Genomic DNA, 16,189 nt, shown 5'->3' on the forward strand with positions numbered 1-16,189 from the left:
AAGCCGCACGCGCACCCGGGGCCCTCAAAACCAGGCGCGCGGGTTGTGCAGCGGCTTGTTGTCGTACAAGTACAGCCAGCCTTTGATGATACGGTACAACGTCCAGATTGCGACAGCCCACAAAATTGGAATGCCGACCAGCACGAAGATGAGCACGCCGCCGATCAGGTGGCCGGCCAGCCCGAGCCAGAACGTGCGGATTTGCCACGTGAAGTGCTGCTCATAGGGCGTGCCGAGCGCTTCGTCGCGTTTGAGGTAATTCAGGATGATGGCCACCAGCACCGAAATGCCGCCGGTGAGCCAGTACACCGCATAGAGCGCGTACAGCACGTGCGTGAAAGTCCGCAGGCTGCGCAAACGGTCCGCGTCAACGCCGTTGCGGTACGAAGGGGGCGGATAGTCGCCGGACGTGGACATGTGTTCATCTCCTGTCGATCCGGAGTTAGGGCTTCAGCCCTTACTCCGGTCCCATGCAAAGCCATTGTTCTGTTAATGGGTGCGCCGCGCGGCAACCTTCACTCGCCGCTCTCTTCGCGCTCGCGGCTCTTGCGCAGCGCCTTTTCCTCGAGACCCGAAAGGCCTTCGCGACGCTCCAGTTCCGCGAGCACGTCGGCGGGACTCAGATCAAAGTGCGAGAGCGTGACGAGGCAATGGAACCACAGGTCGGCCATCTCGCCGACCAGCGCCTTCGGTGCGCCGCCCTGGCGCACGTCCTTCGCGGCCAGCACGACTTCAGTCGCCTCTTCGCCGACCTTCTTGAGCACCGCGTCGTCGCCCTTGTGAAAGAGGCGCGCGACGTAGGAGCCGTCCGGATCGCCGCCCTTGCGGCTGTCGATCACCGCCGCGAGGCGCAGCAGGGTGTCGTTGGTGTTCAATTGCGTCATTTGTAGATGTGTTCGGGGTCTTTCAGTACAGGGTCGACGGCGACCCAGCGACCTTCGTCGACGGTGCCTTCGAATTGCTGGAAAAAGCACGAGTGGCGGCCGGTGTGGCACGCAATGCCCGAAACCTGCTCGATCTTGAGCAGGACGACGTCTTCGTCGCAGTCGAGACGGATGTCGCTCACGTGCTGCACGTGGCCCGACTCCTCGCCCTTGAACCACAGGCGCTGGCGCGAGCGCGAGAAGTACACGGCACGGCGCAGCACGACCGTCTTGGCGAGCGCTTCGCGGTTCATCCACGCGAACATGAGTACGTCGCCGGTGGTGGCTTCCTGCGCGATCACGGGCACGAGGCCGTTGGCATCCCAGTTGACCTTGTCGAGCCAGTTGGCATTGGCGAGGTCGTTGGCGGGTTTGCCGGTTTCAGCGTTGCTCATCGCGTCACATCCTCACCGAAATGCCCTGGTCAGCCATGAAGCGCTTCGCCTCGCCCACCGTGTGCTCGCCATAGTGGAAGATGCTCGCCGCCAGCACGGCGTCGGCATGGCCCTTGACGATGCCGTCCGCGAGATCCTGCAGGCCGCCCACGCCGCCCGAGGCGATCACGGGAATCGGCACAGCGTCGGACACCGCGCACGTGAGCGCGAGGTCGAAGCCGCTCTTCGTGCCGTCGCGGTCCATGCTCGTGAGCAGGATTTCACCCGCGCCCAGCTCGGCCATCTTGCGCGCCCATTCCACGGCGTCGATGCCCGTGGCCTTGCGCCCGCCGTGCGTAAACACTTCCCAGCGCGCGGGTTCGCCCGGCGCCGAAGTCCGCTTCGCGTCGATGGCGACGACGATGCACTGCGAGCCGTATTTGTCGGCGGAATCGCGCACGAGCTGCGGATTGGCGACCGCGGACGAGTTCATGCTGACCTTGTCGGCACCGGCGTTGAGCAGGCGCCGCACGTCCGCTACGGCGCGCACGCCGCCGCCGACGGTGAGCGGAATGAAGACCTGCGAAGCCACCGCCTCGATGATCGGCAGGATCAGGTCGCGCTGGTCGGAGGTCGCGGTGATGTCGAGGAACGTGAGTTCGTCGGCGCCCTGGTCGTCGTAGCGGCGCGCGATTTCGACGGGATCGCCCGCATCGCGCAGTTCGACGAAATTGACGCCCTTGACGACGCGCCCGGCGGTTACGTCGAGGCAGGGGATGATGCGTTTGGGTAGAGCCATGATCTTGCCGAAGTTGCCAGTCGGTGTGTGTGCGGCGAGCACCTTTCGCGAGAAGGCTGCCGGACCCGGTTCGGGCGTGGCGCGCAGCCCATTGTCGCGCGCTTTGCGCCTTGCCTTGCGCCCTGAGGCGAAATTATCCCGCGCGAGCGCCAGCCCCCATGGAGATGGCGGCGCAGCGCCAAAAACAAAAGGCCTCCAGTTACGGAGGCCGGCATACGACGCTTTACGCGTCGTCCGATTCGCGCAGGCTGTCTGCGCGGGTTTGCGCGGCAGTGAAATCGAGGTCGCCCGAGTAGATCGCGCGGCCACAGATCACGCCTTCCACGCCTTCGTCCTCGACTTCGCACAGCGCGTCGATATCGGCGAGGTTCGAAAGCCCGCCGCTCGCGATGATCGGAATCTTCACCGCACGCGCGAGGCGCACCGTCGCTTCGATGTTGATGCCCTGAAGCATGCCGTCCCGGCCAATGTCGGTGTAGATGATCGACTCGACGCCGTAGTCCTCGAACTTGCGCGCGAGGTCCACGACTTCGTGACCCGTGAGCTTGCTCCAGCCGTCGGTCGCGACCTTGCCGTCTTTCGCGTCGAGGCCGACGATGATATGGCCCCCGAATGCGGTGCATGCTTCCTGGAGGAAGCCCGGATTCTTCACGGCGGCGGTGCCGATGATCACATAGGACAGGCCGTCGTCGAGATAACGCTCGATGGTGTCGAGGTCGCGGATGCCGCCGCCAAGCTGCACGGGGATCACGTCGCCGACTTCGCGGATGATCTCGCGAATCGCGTCTTCGTTCTTCGGCTTGCCGGCGAACGCGCCGTTGAGGTCGACGAGGTGCAGGCGCCGCGCGCCGCGCTCGACCCAGTGTCGGGCCATAGCCGCCGGTTCCTCGGAGAAAATCGTCGCCTGGTCCATATCGCCCTGTTTGAGGCGCACGCAGTGACCGTCTTTGAGATCGATGGCCGGAATCAGCAGCATAGCTTCGGATGTGTCTGGGAATGAGGTTGAAGTCGGCAGCGCCGGCGGAAAAAAGGCCCGATCCGACGCCGTTTCGCTAGTTTAGTACAACTCTTTCGGCGGCCTTGCTGGCGCAAATCGAATGCCGCGGCGCTCGTACGCGAAGGCGGCTGCGAGCGTCAGCGCCGCAGGAAATCAGGGGGTCCAGTGGACGAAGTTGCGATAGACGCGCAAGCCCGCAGCGGCGCTCTTTTCCGGGTGGAATTGGGTGGCGAAGATGTTATCCCGCGCCACTGCCGAGGTAAAGGCCGCGCCGTACGGCGTTTCGCCCACGGTGTGCGCCGCATCCGCCGGAACCACATAGTAGCTGTGCACGAAGTAAAAGAAGCTTTCGTCGGGCACACCGTCCCACAACGCGTGCGCGCGAGCCTGCCGCACGCGGTTCCAGCCCATTTGCGGGACTTTGAAGCGCGAGCCGTCGTCCTGCAACTGGCCTTCCAGATCGAAGCGCACGACCTTGCCGGGCAGCAGGCCCAGGCCCTTCGTGTCGCCTTCCGCGCTCCAGTCGAACAGCATTTGCTCGCCGACGCACACGCCCATGAGCGGCTTCGTGCGCGAGGCTTCGAGCACGGCGTCCTGCAGGCCCGACTCGGCGAGGCTGCGCATGCAGTCGGGCATTGCGCCCTGCCCCGGCAGCACCACGCGGTCGGCAGCACGGATAGCCTCGGGACGCTCGACGATGGCCACGTCGGCTTCCGGCGCGGCCTGCCTCAGTGCCTGGGCCACCGAACGCAGGTTGCCCATTCCATAATCAACAATCGCAATTGAAGTTTTCATCTCGAATCCGGCCTGCTCAAAAGGCCTTGCCCTTGGCTGTGTGGGCGCATATGCGCCGCGATGTGCCCTGATCTGCCTTCGAAGCCGTCAATGTACGCCAGTCGGAGCGTGCAAGCCCATAAGCCGAACGGCTAATGTGGCGCGCATGCCGCATGTGGGCGACGGCCCCGGCGCGGCGCGCTCGAAGTCCTGCCCAGATACGCGCCTGCACCGTCCGCGCAGCGCGGGCCGCCTTCTGGTCGGTGATAGGCGTCGCTTAGAGGCTGCCCTTCGTCGACGGAATCTTGCCCGCCTGACGTTCGTCCAGTTCGGCGGCCTGGCGCAGCGCGCGGCCGAATGCCTTGAATACGGTTTCCATCTGATGGTGCGCGTTGAGGCCGCGCAGATTGTCGATGTGCAACGTCACGCCGGCGTGGTTCACGAAGCCGCGGAAAAATTCGATCGACAGGTCGACGTCGAACGTGCCGATGCGCGCGCGCGTGAACGGCACGTGGAATTCGAGGCCCGGACGGCCCGAGAAGTCGATCACGACGCGCGAGAGCGCTTCGTCGAGCGGCACATAGGCGTGGCCGTAACGGCGAATGCCCTTCTTGTCGCCAATGGCTTGCGCCACCGCCTGGCCGAGCGTGATGCCGACGTCTTCCACCGTATGGTGGTCGTCGATATGCGTGTCGCCATGCGCCTCGACCTCCAGATCGATCAGACCGTGTCGTGCGATCTGGTCGAGCATGTGGTCGAGAAACGGCACGCCGGTCGCGAGCTTTTGCTCGCCGGTGCCGTCCAGATTAAGTTTCACGCGGATTTGCGTTTCGCTGGTGTTGCGAACGACTTGCGCGACGCGCATGGCAATATCCTTCAAACAGCCCGTAACAGGAGAGTGGGAGAACGAAGCGTCGGCCTAACGGAGCACGAGCTTCAGGGCAGCGAGCAATTGCGCGTTTTCGTCGGGGGTGCCAACGGTCAGGCGCACACAGTTCGCAAGCAATGGGTGCATTTTACCCACGTTTTTGATCAGAATCCGCGCAGACAGCAGCGTGTCAAAAACCGCCGCCGCGTCGGGCACCCGCACGAGCAGGAAATTGCCCGCGCTTTCGAAGACCTGGGCGCCCGGCAGCTTCGCCACTTCGGCGGCCAGCGCCGCGCGTTGCGCGCGCAACTGCGCGGCCTGCGCATCGAGCACGTCGACATGGTCGAGCAGCAGATCCGCCGCCGCCTGCGTGAGCACGTTCACGTTGTAGGGCGGACGCACCTTGTCGAACTCGTTGAGCCACGACGGACGCCCGGCCAGATAGCCGAGGCGTATGCCCGCGAGCCCGAGCTTCGACATCGTGCGCATCACGACCACGTTGTCGAACTCGCCCGCGCGCGGCATCCAGCTTTGCATCGCGAACGGCTGGTAGGCCTCGTCGATCACCACGAGGCTCTTCGCCTGCGCAGCCGCCGCGATCACGCGCTCGATGTCGGCGTCGTCGAACAGCGTGCCCGTAGGGTTGTTCGGGTACGCCAGCCAGATCACGGCAGGCGTGTGCTCCGCGATGGCCGCGAGCGTCGCTTCGAGGTCGAGCGTGAAGTCGGTCTTCAGCGGCACGCCGACGAACTCCAGCTGCGCGAACTTCGCCGACATTGCATACATGACGAAGCCCGGCACCGGCGCGAGCACCTTCGCGCCCGGCTTCGCGCACGCCATGGTGATCATGCTGATGATCTCGTCCGAGCCGTTGCCGAGCAGCACGTCGCAGTCGGCGGGCACGCGCATCGTCTGCTTGAGCTTTGCGATCAGCGCCTCGGGGCGCGGCGCGGGGTAGCGGTTGAGCGCGACCGCCGCGAGGCGTTCGCCCAGTTGCGCGGCAAGGTCGGCGGGCAGGGCAAACGGGTTCTCCATGGCGTCGAGCTTCACGAAACCGGAAGCGTCGGGCACGGGGTAACTCGTCATCGCGAGCACGTCGCGACGGATGATGTCTTGTGGTGTCGTCATGTCGAAAGGCGGCTCGCGAAAAGCGGGGCCGCCAGCACGGGCAGCTCGGCGAGCCGGCTGCCCTGGTTATCGTCGTGGTCTCTGTTGCGCGTGGGTCAAACTGAAGGTCAAACTGCTGCGCCCCACGCACTCGCGGGGCTTGCTGTCGCGCAACGTCTCCGTGCTGCGCGGCGGCTCATTCAACCAGTTTCTGCCAATTGCCAGGCGTGCTTTACACCTGCTTCATGCGGAATTCGGCGCTGCGCGCATGGGCTTGCAGGCCTTCGCCGTAGGCCAGCTCGGCCGCGATTTCGCCGAGCGTTTGCGCGCCTTCCGCGCTCACCTCGATGAGGCTCGAGCGCTTGATGAAATCATAGACGCCAAGCGGCGACGAGAAACGTGCGGTACGAGACGTAGGCAGCACGTGATTCGGCCCCGCGCAGTAGTCGCCGAGGCTTTCGCTCGTGTAGCGGCCAAGGAAGATCGCGCCCGCGTGGCGGATTTCGGCGCCCCACTTCTGCGGCTCCAGCGCCGAGATTTCGAGGTGCTCCGGCGCGATGTCGTTGGCGATGGCGCAGGCCTCGGCCATGTCGCGCACCTTCACGAGCGCGCCGCGGTTCGTGAGCGACGTGGCGATGACTTCGGCGCGCGGCATGGCGGGCAGCAGCTCGTCGATGGCGTCTTCCACGCGCTTGATGAAGCCCGGGTCCGGGCACAGCAAGATGGACTGCGCGAGCTCGTCGTGCTCGGCCTGCGAGAACAGGTCCATGGCCACCCAGCGCGGATCGGTCGTGCCGTCGCAGATCACGAGGATTTCCGAGGGGCCCGCGATCATGTCGATGCCGACCGTGCCGAACACGCGGCGTTTGGCCGAAGCGACATAGGCATTGCCCGGTCCGCAAATCTTGTCGACGGCCGGGATCGTATTCGTGCCGTACGCGAGCGCCGCCACGGCCTGCGCACCGCCGATCGTGAACACGCGATCGACGCCGCCGAGCAGCGCCGCCGCCAGCACGAGCGGATTCTTCACGCCATCGGGCGTGGGCACGACCATGATGATTTCGCGCACGCCCGCGACCCGCGCAGGAATGGCGTTCATCAGGACGGACGACGGGTACGCGGCCTTGCCGCCGGGCACATAAAGGCCCACGCGGTCGAGCGGCGTGACCTTTTGGCCGAGCACCGTGCCGTCGGATTCGGTGTATTGCCAGCTATGCGAGCCGCACTCGATGCGCTGCTTCTCGTGGTAGCCGCGCACGCGCGCCGCCGCCGCTTCGAGCGCCGCGCGCTGCTTGGGCTCCAGGCTCTCCAGCGCCGCTTCGAGTTCGCTGAACGGCAGCTCGAGCGCCGCGACGCTCGAGGCGGCAAGGCGGTCGAAGCGGTTCGTGTAGTCGAGCACGGCGGCGTCGCCGCGCGCCTTCACGTCGGCGAGAATCTGCGCGACGGAGCGCTCGATGGCCTCGTCCTCGCTCGCCTCGAAGGCGAGCACCGCGTGCAGCGCCTTCTTGAAGCCTTCGGCGCTGGAATCGAGTTTGCGCATCGTGATAGCCATGCTGGTATCCATCCGTTACGTTGTGCGCGCCGCGCCTTTTGAGACGCACTGCGCGCGAGGCGGCGCGTCATTGCGCCAGCCCTTTGCTACAACTCGGTCAGCCTGAACAGGCCGACTCGTCAGACTGCCTGCGCGCCGCGGGACGCGCGTTCGAACGCGTCGATGATGGGCCGCAGCGCGGCGCGCTTGAGCTTGAGCGCTGCCTGATTCACGACGAGGCGCGACGAGATCTCCATGATCTCCTCGACCTCGACCAGATTGTTCGCGCGCAGCGTGCCGCCCGTGCTGACGAGGTCGACGATCGCGTCAGCGAGGCCGACGAGCGGTGCGAGCTCCATCGAGCCGTACAGCTTGATGAGGTCGACGTGCACGCCCTTGGCCGCGAAGTGCTGGCGCGCGGCTTCCGTGTACTTGGTCGCCACACGCAGGCGCGCGCCCTGGCGCACCGCATTCGCGTAATCGAAGCCGCCCTTCACGGCCACCGAAAGACGGCAGCGCGCGATATCGAGATCGATCGGCTGATACAGGCCGCCGCCGCCGTGCTCGTTAAGCACGTCCTTGCCCGCCACGCCGAAGTCGGCCGCACCGTACTCCACGTAGGTGGGTACGTCGGTCGCGCGCACGATGATCACGCGCAGGTTCGGGTCGGTGGTCGGCAGGATGAGCTTGCGCGAGGTTTCCGGGTCTTCGGTCACATGCACGCCGGCCGCCGCGAGAAGCGGCATCGTCTCTTCGAAGATGCGGCCCTTCGAGAGCGCGAGCGTGAGCGGCGCGCTGGCCGCCGCCGCCGGCGTGGGCTTGGACTCGACCGTGCTCATGCCGCGCTCCCCTTGATCCGCTTCACGTTCGCGCCGATCTTCGTGAGCTTCTCTTCCATGCGGTCGTAACCGCGGTCAAGGTGATAGATGCGGTCGATCAGGGTCTCGCCGTCCGCGCACAGGCCCGCGATCACGAGGCTCGCCGATGCGCGCAGATCGGTTGCCATCACCTTCGCGCCCGAGAGCTTCTCGACACCGGCGACGAGCGCCGTCTTGCCGTCGATCGTGATGTGCGCGCCCAGGCGATTCAGTTCCTGCACGTGCATGAAGCGGTTTTCGAAGATGTTTTCGACCACTTGCGAGGTGCCGTCCGCGATCGTGTTGAGCGCCATGAACTGCGCCTGCATGTCGGTCGGGAACGCCGGGTATTCGGAGGTGCGCACGTTCACGGCGCGCGCGCGCTCGTGCATGCGCACGCGCATCCAGTCGTCGCCCTCTTCGATCGTCACGCCCGCTTCGCGCAGTTTGTCGGTGACGGCGTCGAGTGTGTGCGGACGCACGTGGCGCAGCGTGACGTCGCCGCCCGCGGCTGCGACCGCGCACAGGAACGTGCCCGCTTCGATACGGTCCGGAATGACGGTGTGGTGCGCGCCGTGGAGCTTGTCCACGCCCTGGATCACGAGGCGGTCGGTGCCGATGCCTTCGATCTTCGCGCCCATCGCCACGAGCAGGTGCGCGAGGTCGCCCACTTCGGGCTCGCGCGCGGCGTTCTCGATCACCGTTTCGCCATCGGCGAGCACGGCGGCCATCAGCAGGTTTTCCGTGCCGGTGACCGTGATCATGTCGGTGACGATGCGCGCGCCCTTCAGGCGCTTCGCGCGCGCCTCGATGAAGCCGTGCTCGATGTTGATCTCGGCACCCATCGCCTGCAGGCCCTTGATGTGCTGGTCAACGGGGCGCGCGCCGATCGCGCAGCCGCCCGGCAGCGACACCTTCGCCTCGCCAAAGCGCGCGACGAGCGGCCCGAGCACGAGGATCGACGCACGCATGGTCTTCACGAGCTCATACGGCGCGACGAGGTTGTTCACCTTCGAGGCGTCGAGCTGCACGCGCGCGCCGTGCTGCTCGGTACGCACGCCCATCTGGCCAAGCAGCTTGAGCGTGGTGCGCACGTCCTGGAGGTCGGGCACGTTGTCGAGATGAACGGGTTCCGCGCTCAGAAGGCCTGCGCAGAGAATGGGCAGCGCCGCATTCTTTGCACCGGAAACAGCCACTTCCCCTGCGAGCTTCTGCCCGCCGACGATGACGAGTTTATCCATGCCTGAGGTTTCCTGATCGGTGCGGCCGGCTTGCGGGGTCGCTTGATGTTGAGCTGCGCCGCTCGCGGCGGCGTCTTTGTCCTGGGTGATTCGCACTGAGATTCCAGATTATGCGTTCTGCCATTCGGCGGGCGTGAGCGTCTTCATGCTGAGCGCGTGGATTTCCTCGCGCATACGGTCGCCGAGCGCCGCGTAGACGAGCTGATGGCGCTGGATCAAGCGCTTGCCGTCGAATGCTGAGGAGACGATCGTCGCGAAGAAGTGCTGGCCATCGCCTTCGACTTCGAGGTGCTCGCACGCGAGCCCTGCCGAGATGTACTGCTTGATCTGTTCCGGAGTCGGCAACATGAGTATGGCTCCTGCTTAGTGACGCAGCTTGTACCCGCTCGCGAGCAAACGCATGGCGAGCGTGGCAAGCGCCACGAAAAACACGAAAACGATCGACAGGCTCACGAGCGGGTTGATGTCGGACAGGCCGAAGAACCCAAAGCGAAAGCCATCGATCATGTAGAAGAACGGATTGAGCCGCGACACCTCGCGCCACAGAGGCGGCAGCGTATGCGTCGAATAAAACACGCCCGAAAGAAACGTGAGCGGCATGATGAGAAAGTTCTGAAACGCCGCGAGCTGGTCGAACTTCTCCGCCCAGATCCCGGCGATCAGGCCGAGCGTACCGAGGATCGCCGAGCCGAGCACCGCGAAAGCGAGGATGTAGAACGGCGCGGCGAAGCTCATCGGAATGAACCAGATCGTCACGACGAACACGCCCGCGCCAACGGCGAGGCCGCGCACGATCGAAGCGAGCACGTAGGCTCCAAACATCTCCCATGCAGCGAGCGGCGGCAAGAGTACGAATACGAGATTGCCCGTGATCTTCGACTGGATCAACGACGACGAGCTATTCGCAAAGGCGTTCTGCAGCACGCTCATCATCACGAGGCCGGGAATCAGGAAGCTCGTATACTCCACGCCCGGATACACCTCCACGTGGCCGCGCAGCGCGTGGCCGAAGATCGTGAGATAGAGCAGCGCGGTGATGACGGGCGCGAGCACGGTCTGGAAAGCGACTTTCCAGAAACGCAGCACTTCCTTGTAGAACAGCGTACGGAAACCGCTCATGCGAGACCCTCGACCACTTCAGGACCGTTCATCACCTGCACGAAAACATCCTCCAGATCGGCCTTGCGCACTTCCACTTCTTCGAGCTTGCAGCCGTTCGCGCGGCACTTGGCCAGAATGCGCTCCACGTCGTCATAGCTCGCGAGGCGCAGCAGATGCTGGTGTGCGCTGGCGCCCGCCGGATCGACTTCGAGCGCGCGCAGATCGCCCGGCAGCACGCCTTCCGAGAAGCGCAGGAAGAGCTGCATGCCCGCGAAGCGCTGCAGCAGCGAACTCGTGCGCTCGAGCGCGACCATCTCGCCGCGCCGGAGCATGGCGATGCGGTCGCACAACTGCTCGGCTTCTTCGAGATAGTGCGTGGTGAGCACGATGGTGTGCCCTTCGCGGTTCAGGCGCGCGATGAACTTCCAGAGCGTCTGGCGCAGTTCCACGTCCACGCCGGCGGTGGGTTCGTCGAGCACGATCACGGGCGGTCGGTGCACGAGCGCTTGCGCCACGAGCACCCGGCGCTTCATGCCGCCGGACAGCGCGCGCATGTTCACGTCGGCTTTCTCGGTGAGATCGAGATTGGCCATGACTTCGTCGATCCACGCGTCGTTATTGCGCAGACCGAAGTAGCCGGACTGGATGCGCAGGGTCTCGCGCACGGTGAAGAACGGATCGAACACCAGTTCCTGCGGCACGACGCCCAGATTGCGGCGCGCGTTGCGGTAGTCGGCGACGACATCGTGGCCGCGTACGGCGATCGAGCCCTCGTCAGCGCGCGCGAGGCCGGCAAGAATGCTGATGAGCGTCGTCTTGCCCGCGCCGTTCGGGCCGAGCAGCCCGAAGAACTCGCCGTCTTCGACCGTGAAGCTGACGCCCTTGAGCGCCTGGAGCGACTGGTAGCGCTTCTTGACGTTGCGGATTTCTATGGCTGGCATGACTAATACGCCGCCCGTTTGCGAACGGCGCGGCTCAAGAGTGCATCAATGCTGCGGGGAACACCGGAATTGGGGACGGCTTACGAGGCCGGCTTTGCTGTCTCAGTGCACGCTTTCTACATACCAGGCGGTGCATTTTGCGCCGAGGCAGCGCCCAAAAAACGGTTGATTATAGGCCAAGTCGGAAAGCGCGGCCTGGCCTTGAAGGGGGAACTGCGTCGGCCTGGCAGTGCGGCGTGACACCGCTCGAACGCCAGCGTCCGGCCAGGCGACGCGGGTCAATGTCGCTCGTTGAGAAGCGAATCGACGCCGTAGGCGCGCGCGAGAGAGGCGAGCGCGGGGGGCAAGTTGAGCACGGCGAGGGAAGCGCCGCGCTCACGCGCGGCACGCTGCCACGCGATCAGCACTGCGAGCGCCGATGAATCGAACTGGGTGAGCGCCGCGCAGTCCACAGCGGTTGCGCCCGCCGAGATCTGTGCGAACCCGGTCGAGAGCGCGGCCTTTGCGCTCTCGTGGGTCAGGTTTGCGCCGGTGGCGAAACGCTCGCTCACGAGGTCGCCTTGCCCGATGCGAGTTGCTGGTTACGTTGCGTGAGGAACTGGATCAGGCCGTCCACGCCGCCTTGCTGGATCTTTTCCTGGAACTGCTGCTGGTACGCCTGGATGAGCCACGCGCCAAGCACGTTGATGTCATACACGCGCCAGCCTTGCGGCGTCTTGTAGAGGCGATAGTCGAGCTCGATCGGCTGGCCGCCGTTCATAACCGTCGAACGGACCACGACGTCGGTGTCGTCCGGGTTCGCGCGGAACGGCTTGTACTGGATCTGCTGGTCGCGCACCTGGGCGAGCGCGCCCGAGTACGTGCGAATGAGCAGCGTCTTGAACTGTTCGATGACCTGTTGCTGCTGCTCCGGCGAGGCCGTGCGCCAGTTGCGGCCCATCGCGAGCTGCGTGGTGCGGCGGAAGTCGGTGTACGGCAGGATCTTTTCGTTCACGAGCTGCGAGATCTTGCTGATGTCACCCGACTGGATGGATTTGTCGCCTTTAATCTGGTCCATGACTTGCGTCGTGATCATCTGGATCATCGCGTCGGGATTGCTGGTGTCTACCGTCTGGGCGAACGCGCCGCCGGCAAACGAAAGAAACATGGCGAAAAACGGGTACAGAAAGAATTTCTTCATATCGAGTCCTGCTAGTTGGGGGACATCGCCCCGTTGGAGCCAACGATATCACGCGAGATCTATCTCGCTATGTCAAAAACTGCCAGCAAAGTGCGACAAGCGTTTCTGCTTGTTACGTCAGACGTATATGTCAGACGAACGCTCCGGTGAGGCGTTGCGCCCCGCCGGAGCGCGGCGCTCAGCGCAGACGCAGCATGCTCGGGAAGCCGATGCGCGCGGGCGGGATCATCTGGTCGCCCGGCACCGTGGTTTCCGACGCGCCCATGGGCGCCGCGGCGCCAGCCGGGCCTTCCAGCGTGGCCGGAGCGGTCGTTGCACCCTTGGGGTTTGCGGGCACCGTGCTGGCCGCATTCGGCGTGGCCGCAGGCGCGCTGCCCGAAGCGGGGACCGCTGCGCCGGCAGCCGCGCCAGGCGCCGTGCCCTCGTCGGTGTCGTCGTACTTCGGCAGCGGCGCGCCATCGCCGTAATCCGGCAGGTTGTTGTCAGACGCGCGGCCATCCGAAAGCAGATAGCGGCGGCGCTGCAAATAGGCGTTGCGGATGAACGAGTACTTGTCGATCGCCGCGCCTTCGAGCAGGTCGCTCGCGCCCAGCAGGTTGGCGCGCGTGCTCACCACGTTCAGGCCGTAAAGGCCCCACGACAGCGCGGCCGGATCCACATAGGTAAGCGGATTGATGAAGTAGTTGGGCACGAGGCCCACGCCGTCACGCACCGTGCTCGGACCGAACAGCGGCAGCACGAGGTAAGGGCCGGGCGGCACGCCATAGTGACCGAGCGTGAGACCGAAGTCCTGGTTGTGCTTGGGCAGCTTCGCGAGCGTCGCGACGTCGAACAGGCCACCCAGGCCGAAGACCGTGTTGATCACGATCCGCATGATGTCCTCGACACCATCGGTGATCTTCAGCTGCAGGAAGTTGTTCGCGGCGTTGTACACGTCGCCGATGTTCGCGAAGAAGTTCGTCACGCTGTCGCGCACGGGCTGCGGCGTAACCTTGACGTAGCCCTGCGCCACCGGCTTGAGCGCGTACGTGTCAACCTTGTCGTTGAAGGTGTACACCGTGCGGTTGAACCCTTCCCATGGATCGTCCTTCGACGGCGTCTGCACCGTCGAACAGCCCCCGAGTGCAAGCGCTGCGACGCCAAGCGTAATGGCGCGCATGCGTATGGTCGTCATTCTTTTTCTCCTTCTTATTGGGCCGCTGAAGCCGCCGGTGCCGCCGAAGCAGCCGGCGCAGGGGCCTGAGCTGGTGCGGGCGCGGGTGCTGCAGCAGGCGCCGCATCCGTACTCGCGCCGCTGGACGGCTTCGCGGCGCCCGAATCGGCCGCCTTGCTATAGAGGAACTGGCCGATCAGGTTCTCGAGCACGATGGCCGATTGCGTCATCGAAATGGTGTCGCCGGCCTTGAGCATTTCCGAATCGCCGCCCGGCTCGAGGCCGATGTACTGCTCGCCGAGCAGACCGGACGTCAGGATCTTCGCCGACGTGTCCTTCGGAAACTGGTATTGCTGGTCGAGGTTAATCGTCACCAGCGCCTGATAGGTGTTGGAGTCGAAGCCGATCGAAGCCACGCGGCCCACGGTCACGCCTGCGCTCTTCACCGGCGCGCGCGGCTTGAGGCCGCCGATATTGTCGAACTTGAGCTTCACCGGATAGGTGGACTGGAACGACAGCGAACTCATGTTGCCGGCCTTCAGCGCAAGAAACAGCAGCGCGATGAAGCCCAGCACCACAAACAGGCCGACCCAAAAGTCGAGAGCATTCTTTTTCATCGTCATCCCAATGAGAATCCGTTGCGGCGTCGCTCCTATGCGCGCCGCGCAGCCGGGTCACTGCCCGGCGTCTTTAGCTGAACATCAGCGCGGTGAGCAGGAAGTCGAGGCCGAGCACCGCGAGCGACGCGTACACGACCGTCTTGGTGGTCGCGCGCGACACGCCCTCGGGCGTGGGCTTCGCTTCATAGCCCTGATAGAGCGCGGTGAACGTCACGGCGAAACCGAACACGATGCTCTTCATCACGCCGTTGCCCACGTCTGTCCAGACGTCCACGCCGCCCTGCATTTGCGACCAGAATGCGCCGGCGTCCACGCCGATCAGCAGCACGCCCACCACGTAGCCGCCCAGAATGCCGACCGCGCTGAAGATGGCCGCGAGAATCGGCATGGCGATCACGCCCGCCCACATGCGCGGCGCGACCACCACGCGCACGGGGTCCACCGCCATCATCTCCATGGCCGTGAGTTGCTCGCCCGCCTTCATGAGGCCGATCTCGGCGGTGAGCGAGGTGCCCGCGCGGCCAGCGAACAACAGCGCGGTGACGACGGGCCCGAGCTCACGCACGAGCGAGAGCGCGACCAGCAGCCCGAGCGCCTGCTCGGAGCCGTAGCGGTTGAGCGTGTAATAGCCCTGCAGCCCGAGCACGAAGCCCACGAACAGGCCCGACACGGCAATGATCAACAGCGAATAATTGCCGACGAAGTGGATCTGCTTCGTGACAAGACGCGGCCGGCGCAGCAGCGGGAAGAATTCGAGGACGAGGCGCACGAAAAAGCGCGTGGCATGCCCCGCGCGCGCGATCGTTTCGAGCGCGGTGCGCCCGATCGAGCTGATGGCGCCGATCATGAGCGGCCTCCGCCAATGCCGAAGTCCGCTTCGAGCGGCAGGTTCGAGGGGTAATGGAACCGGAACGGACCGTCCGGCGCGCCGTCGATGAACTGGCGCACGGTCGGGTCAGTCGAGGCGCGCAGCTCGTCGGGCGTGCCCTGCGCCTGCACCCGGCCGTTCGCCATGAAGTACACGTAGTCGGCGATCGCGAACGACTCGGGCACGTCGTGCGTGACGAGGATCGAGGTTGCGCCGAGCGCGTCGTTGAGCGTGCGGATGAGGTTCGCGGTGATGCCGAGCGAAATCGGGTCGAGACCCGCGAACGGCTCGTCGTACATCATGAGTTCAGGGTCGAGCGCGATGGCGCGCGCGAGCGCCACGCGGCGCGCCATGCCGCCGGAAATTTCCGAAGGCGCGAGATCGCGCGCGCCACGCAGGCCGACGGCGTTGAGCTTCATGAGCACGAGGTCGCGGATCAGCTCTTCAGGCAGATCGGTGTGCTCGCGCAGGGCGAAGGCGACGTTCTCGAACACCGACATGTCGGTGAAGAGCGCGCCGAACTGGAAGAGCATGCCCATCTTGCGGCGCAGGGCGTAGAGGCCGTCGCGCGATTGCGCGCCGACGTCCTGGCCGCCGAACAGCACCTGGCCGCGCTGCGCGCGAACAAGGCCGCCGATCAGACGCAGCACTGTCGTTTTTCCGCCACCGGAACCGCCCATGACTGCCACCACCCGACCGCGCGGGAAGCGCATGTTCAGGCCGGACAGGACGAGCCGGTCGCCGTAGCCGAAGTCGACGTCGCGCAGCTCCAGTAGGGTCTCAGAGGTTGAGGGCACGTGGCTGACAGTCCATTTACACGAAGGCGGGATTATAGGGCCATCGTGGAAAACCTGC

Annotated in this window: 20 protein-coding genes; all 20 read right to left on the reverse strand. The window is 65.1% G+C overall.

Annotated features, from left to right (window positions below; genetic code table 11):
- Nucleotides 1-24: 24 nt before the first annotated feature.
- The gene (locus M3I54_RS14615; RefSeq protein WP_028206579.1) at nt 25-417 is read right to left on the reverse strand and encodes a membrane protein; all 393 of its coding nucleotides are present in this window, start codon (nt 415-417) and stop codon (nt 25-27) included.
- A 98-nt stretch (nt 418-515) separates the two neighbouring features.
- A complete protein-coding gene (locus M3I54_RS14620; protein WP_254336982.1) occupies nt 516-884 on the reverse strand; it encodes a phosphoribosyl-ATP diphosphatase in 369 nt (122 codons plus the stop codon).
- Nucleotides 881-1,318: a phosphoribosyl-AMP cyclohydrolase gene (hisI, locus tag M3I54_RS14625; RefSeq protein WP_254336984.1), complete on the reverse strand. Its 438-nt coding sequence runs from the start codon at nt 1,316-1,318 to the stop codon at nt 881-883. Before hisI ends, M3I54_RS14620 begins: the two co-directional genes overlap by 4 nt.
- 4 nt (nt 1,319-1,322) lie before the next feature.
- Nucleotides 1,323-2,096 (reverse strand): imidazole glycerol phosphate synthase subunit HisF, encoded by a 774-nt coding sequence (hisF, locus tag M3I54_RS14630; protein WP_254336986.1) that lies wholly within the window; start codon nt 2,094-2,096, stop codon nt 1,323-1,325.
- 223 nt (nt 2,097-2,319) lie between these two features.
- Complete coding sequence (gene hisA, locus M3I54_RS14635; RefSeq protein WP_254336988.1) at nt 2,320-3,072, reverse strand: 1-(5-phosphoribosyl)-5-[(5-phosphoribosylamino)methylideneamino]imidazole-4-carboxamide isomerase; 753 nt, start codon at nt 3,070-3,072, stop codon at nt 2,320-2,322.
- 174 nt (nt 3,073-3,246) lie between these two features.
- The gene (gene hisH / locus M3I54_RS14640; protein WP_254336990.1) at nt 3,247-3,888 is read right to left on the reverse strand and encodes an imidazole glycerol phosphate synthase subunit HisH; all 642 of its coding nucleotides are present in this window, start codon (nt 3,886-3,888) and stop codon (nt 3,247-3,249) included.
- A gap of 256 nt (nt 3,889-4,144) precedes the next feature.
- Entirely contained in the window at nt 4,145-4,732 is a 588-nt protein-coding gene (gene hisB, locus M3I54_RS14645; protein ID WP_028218451.1) for an imidazoleglycerol-phosphate dehydratase HisB, read from the reverse strand.
- Between the two features lie 54 nt (nt 4,733-4,786).
- Nucleotides 4,787-5,863 carry a histidinol-phosphate transaminase gene (hisC, locus tag M3I54_RS14650; RefSeq protein WP_254336992.1) on the reverse strand — a complete coding sequence of 359 codons (1,077 nt, stop codon included), beginning with the start codon at nt 5,861-5,863 and terminating at the stop codon, nt 4,787-4,789.
- A 211-nt stretch (nt 5,864-6,074) separates the two neighbouring features.
- A complete protein-coding gene (gene hisD / locus M3I54_RS14655; protein ID WP_254336994.1) occupies nt 6,075-7,394 on the reverse strand; it encodes a histidinol dehydrogenase in 1,320 nt (439 codons plus the stop codon).
- 119 nt (nt 7,395-7,513) lie between these two features.
- Nucleotides 7,514-8,212 (reverse strand): ATP phosphoribosyltransferase, encoded by a 699-nt coding sequence (gene hisG, locus M3I54_RS14660; RefSeq protein ID WP_254336996.1) that lies wholly within the window; start codon nt 8,210-8,212, stop codon nt 7,514-7,516.
- Nucleotides 8,209-9,471 (reverse strand): UDP-N-acetylglucosamine 1-carboxyvinyltransferase, encoded by a 1,263-nt coding sequence (gene murA, locus M3I54_RS14665; protein ID WP_254336998.1) that lies wholly within the window; start codon nt 9,469-9,471, stop codon nt 8,209-8,211. Before murA ends, hisG begins: the two co-directional genes overlap by 4 nt.
- A 108-nt stretch (nt 9,472-9,579) precedes the next feature.
- Nucleotides 9,580-9,819, reverse strand: a complete 240-nt coding sequence (locus M3I54_RS14670) for a BolA family protein (protein ID WP_028206568.1) — start codon at nt 9,817-9,819, stop codon at nt 9,580-9,582.
- A gap of 15 nt (nt 9,820-9,834) precedes the next feature.
- The gene (locus tag M3I54_RS14675; protein ID WP_042269663.1) at nt 9,835-10,590 is read right to left on the reverse strand and encodes an ABC transporter permease; all 756 of its coding nucleotides are present in this window, start codon (nt 10,588-10,590) and stop codon (nt 9,835-9,837) included.
- Nucleotides 10,587-11,513 (reverse strand): ABC transporter ATP-binding protein, encoded by a 927-nt coding sequence (locus M3I54_RS14680; protein WP_254337001.1) that lies wholly within the window; start codon nt 11,511-11,513, stop codon nt 10,587-10,589. The genes M3I54_RS14675 and M3I54_RS14680 overlap by 4 nt, the downstream gene beginning before the upstream one ends.
- 278 nt (nt 11,514-11,791) lie before the next feature.
- Nucleotides 11,792-12,064 carry an STAS domain-containing protein gene (locus tag M3I54_RS14685; protein WP_254337002.1) on the reverse strand — a complete coding sequence of 91 codons (273 nt, stop codon included), beginning with the start codon at nt 12,062-12,064 and terminating at the stop codon, nt 11,792-11,794.
- Nucleotides 12,061-12,693 (reverse strand): phospholipid-binding protein MlaC, encoded by a 633-nt coding sequence (locus M3I54_RS14690; RefSeq protein WP_254337004.1) that lies wholly within the window; start codon nt 12,691-12,693, stop codon nt 12,061-12,063. The genes M3I54_RS14685 and M3I54_RS14690 overlap by 4 nt, the downstream gene beginning before the upstream one ends.
- A gap of 178 nt (nt 12,694-12,871) precedes the next feature.
- Nucleotides 12,872-13,867: a VacJ family lipoprotein gene (locus M3I54_RS14695; protein ID WP_254337006.1), complete on the reverse strand. Its 996-nt coding sequence runs from the start codon at nt 13,865-13,867 to the stop codon at nt 12,872-12,874.
- A 14-nt stretch (nt 13,868-13,881) separates the two neighbouring features.
- Entirely contained in the window at nt 13,882-14,463 is a 582-nt protein-coding gene (gene mlaD / locus M3I54_RS14700; protein WP_028206562.1) for an outer membrane lipid asymmetry maintenance protein MlaD, read from the reverse strand.
- Between the two features lie 73 nt (nt 14,464-14,536).
- Entirely contained in the window at nt 14,537-15,313 is a 777-nt protein-coding gene (gene mlaE / locus M3I54_RS14705) for a lipid asymmetry maintenance ABC transporter permease subunit MlaE (RefSeq protein WP_254337008.1), read from the reverse strand.
- A complete protein-coding gene (locus M3I54_RS14710; RefSeq protein ID WP_254337010.1) occupies nt 15,310-16,131 on the reverse strand; it encodes an ABC transporter ATP-binding protein in 822 nt (273 codons plus the stop codon). The genes mlaE and M3I54_RS14710 overlap by 4 nt, the downstream gene beginning before the upstream one ends.
- Nucleotides 16,132-16,189: the final 58 nt, after the last annotated feature.

The sequence above is a fragment of the Paraburkholderia sp. CNPSo 3274 genome (genome assembly GCF_024206475.1).
Lineage (GTDB): Bacteria > Pseudomonadota > Gammaproteobacteria > Burkholderiales > Burkholderiaceae > Paraburkholderia.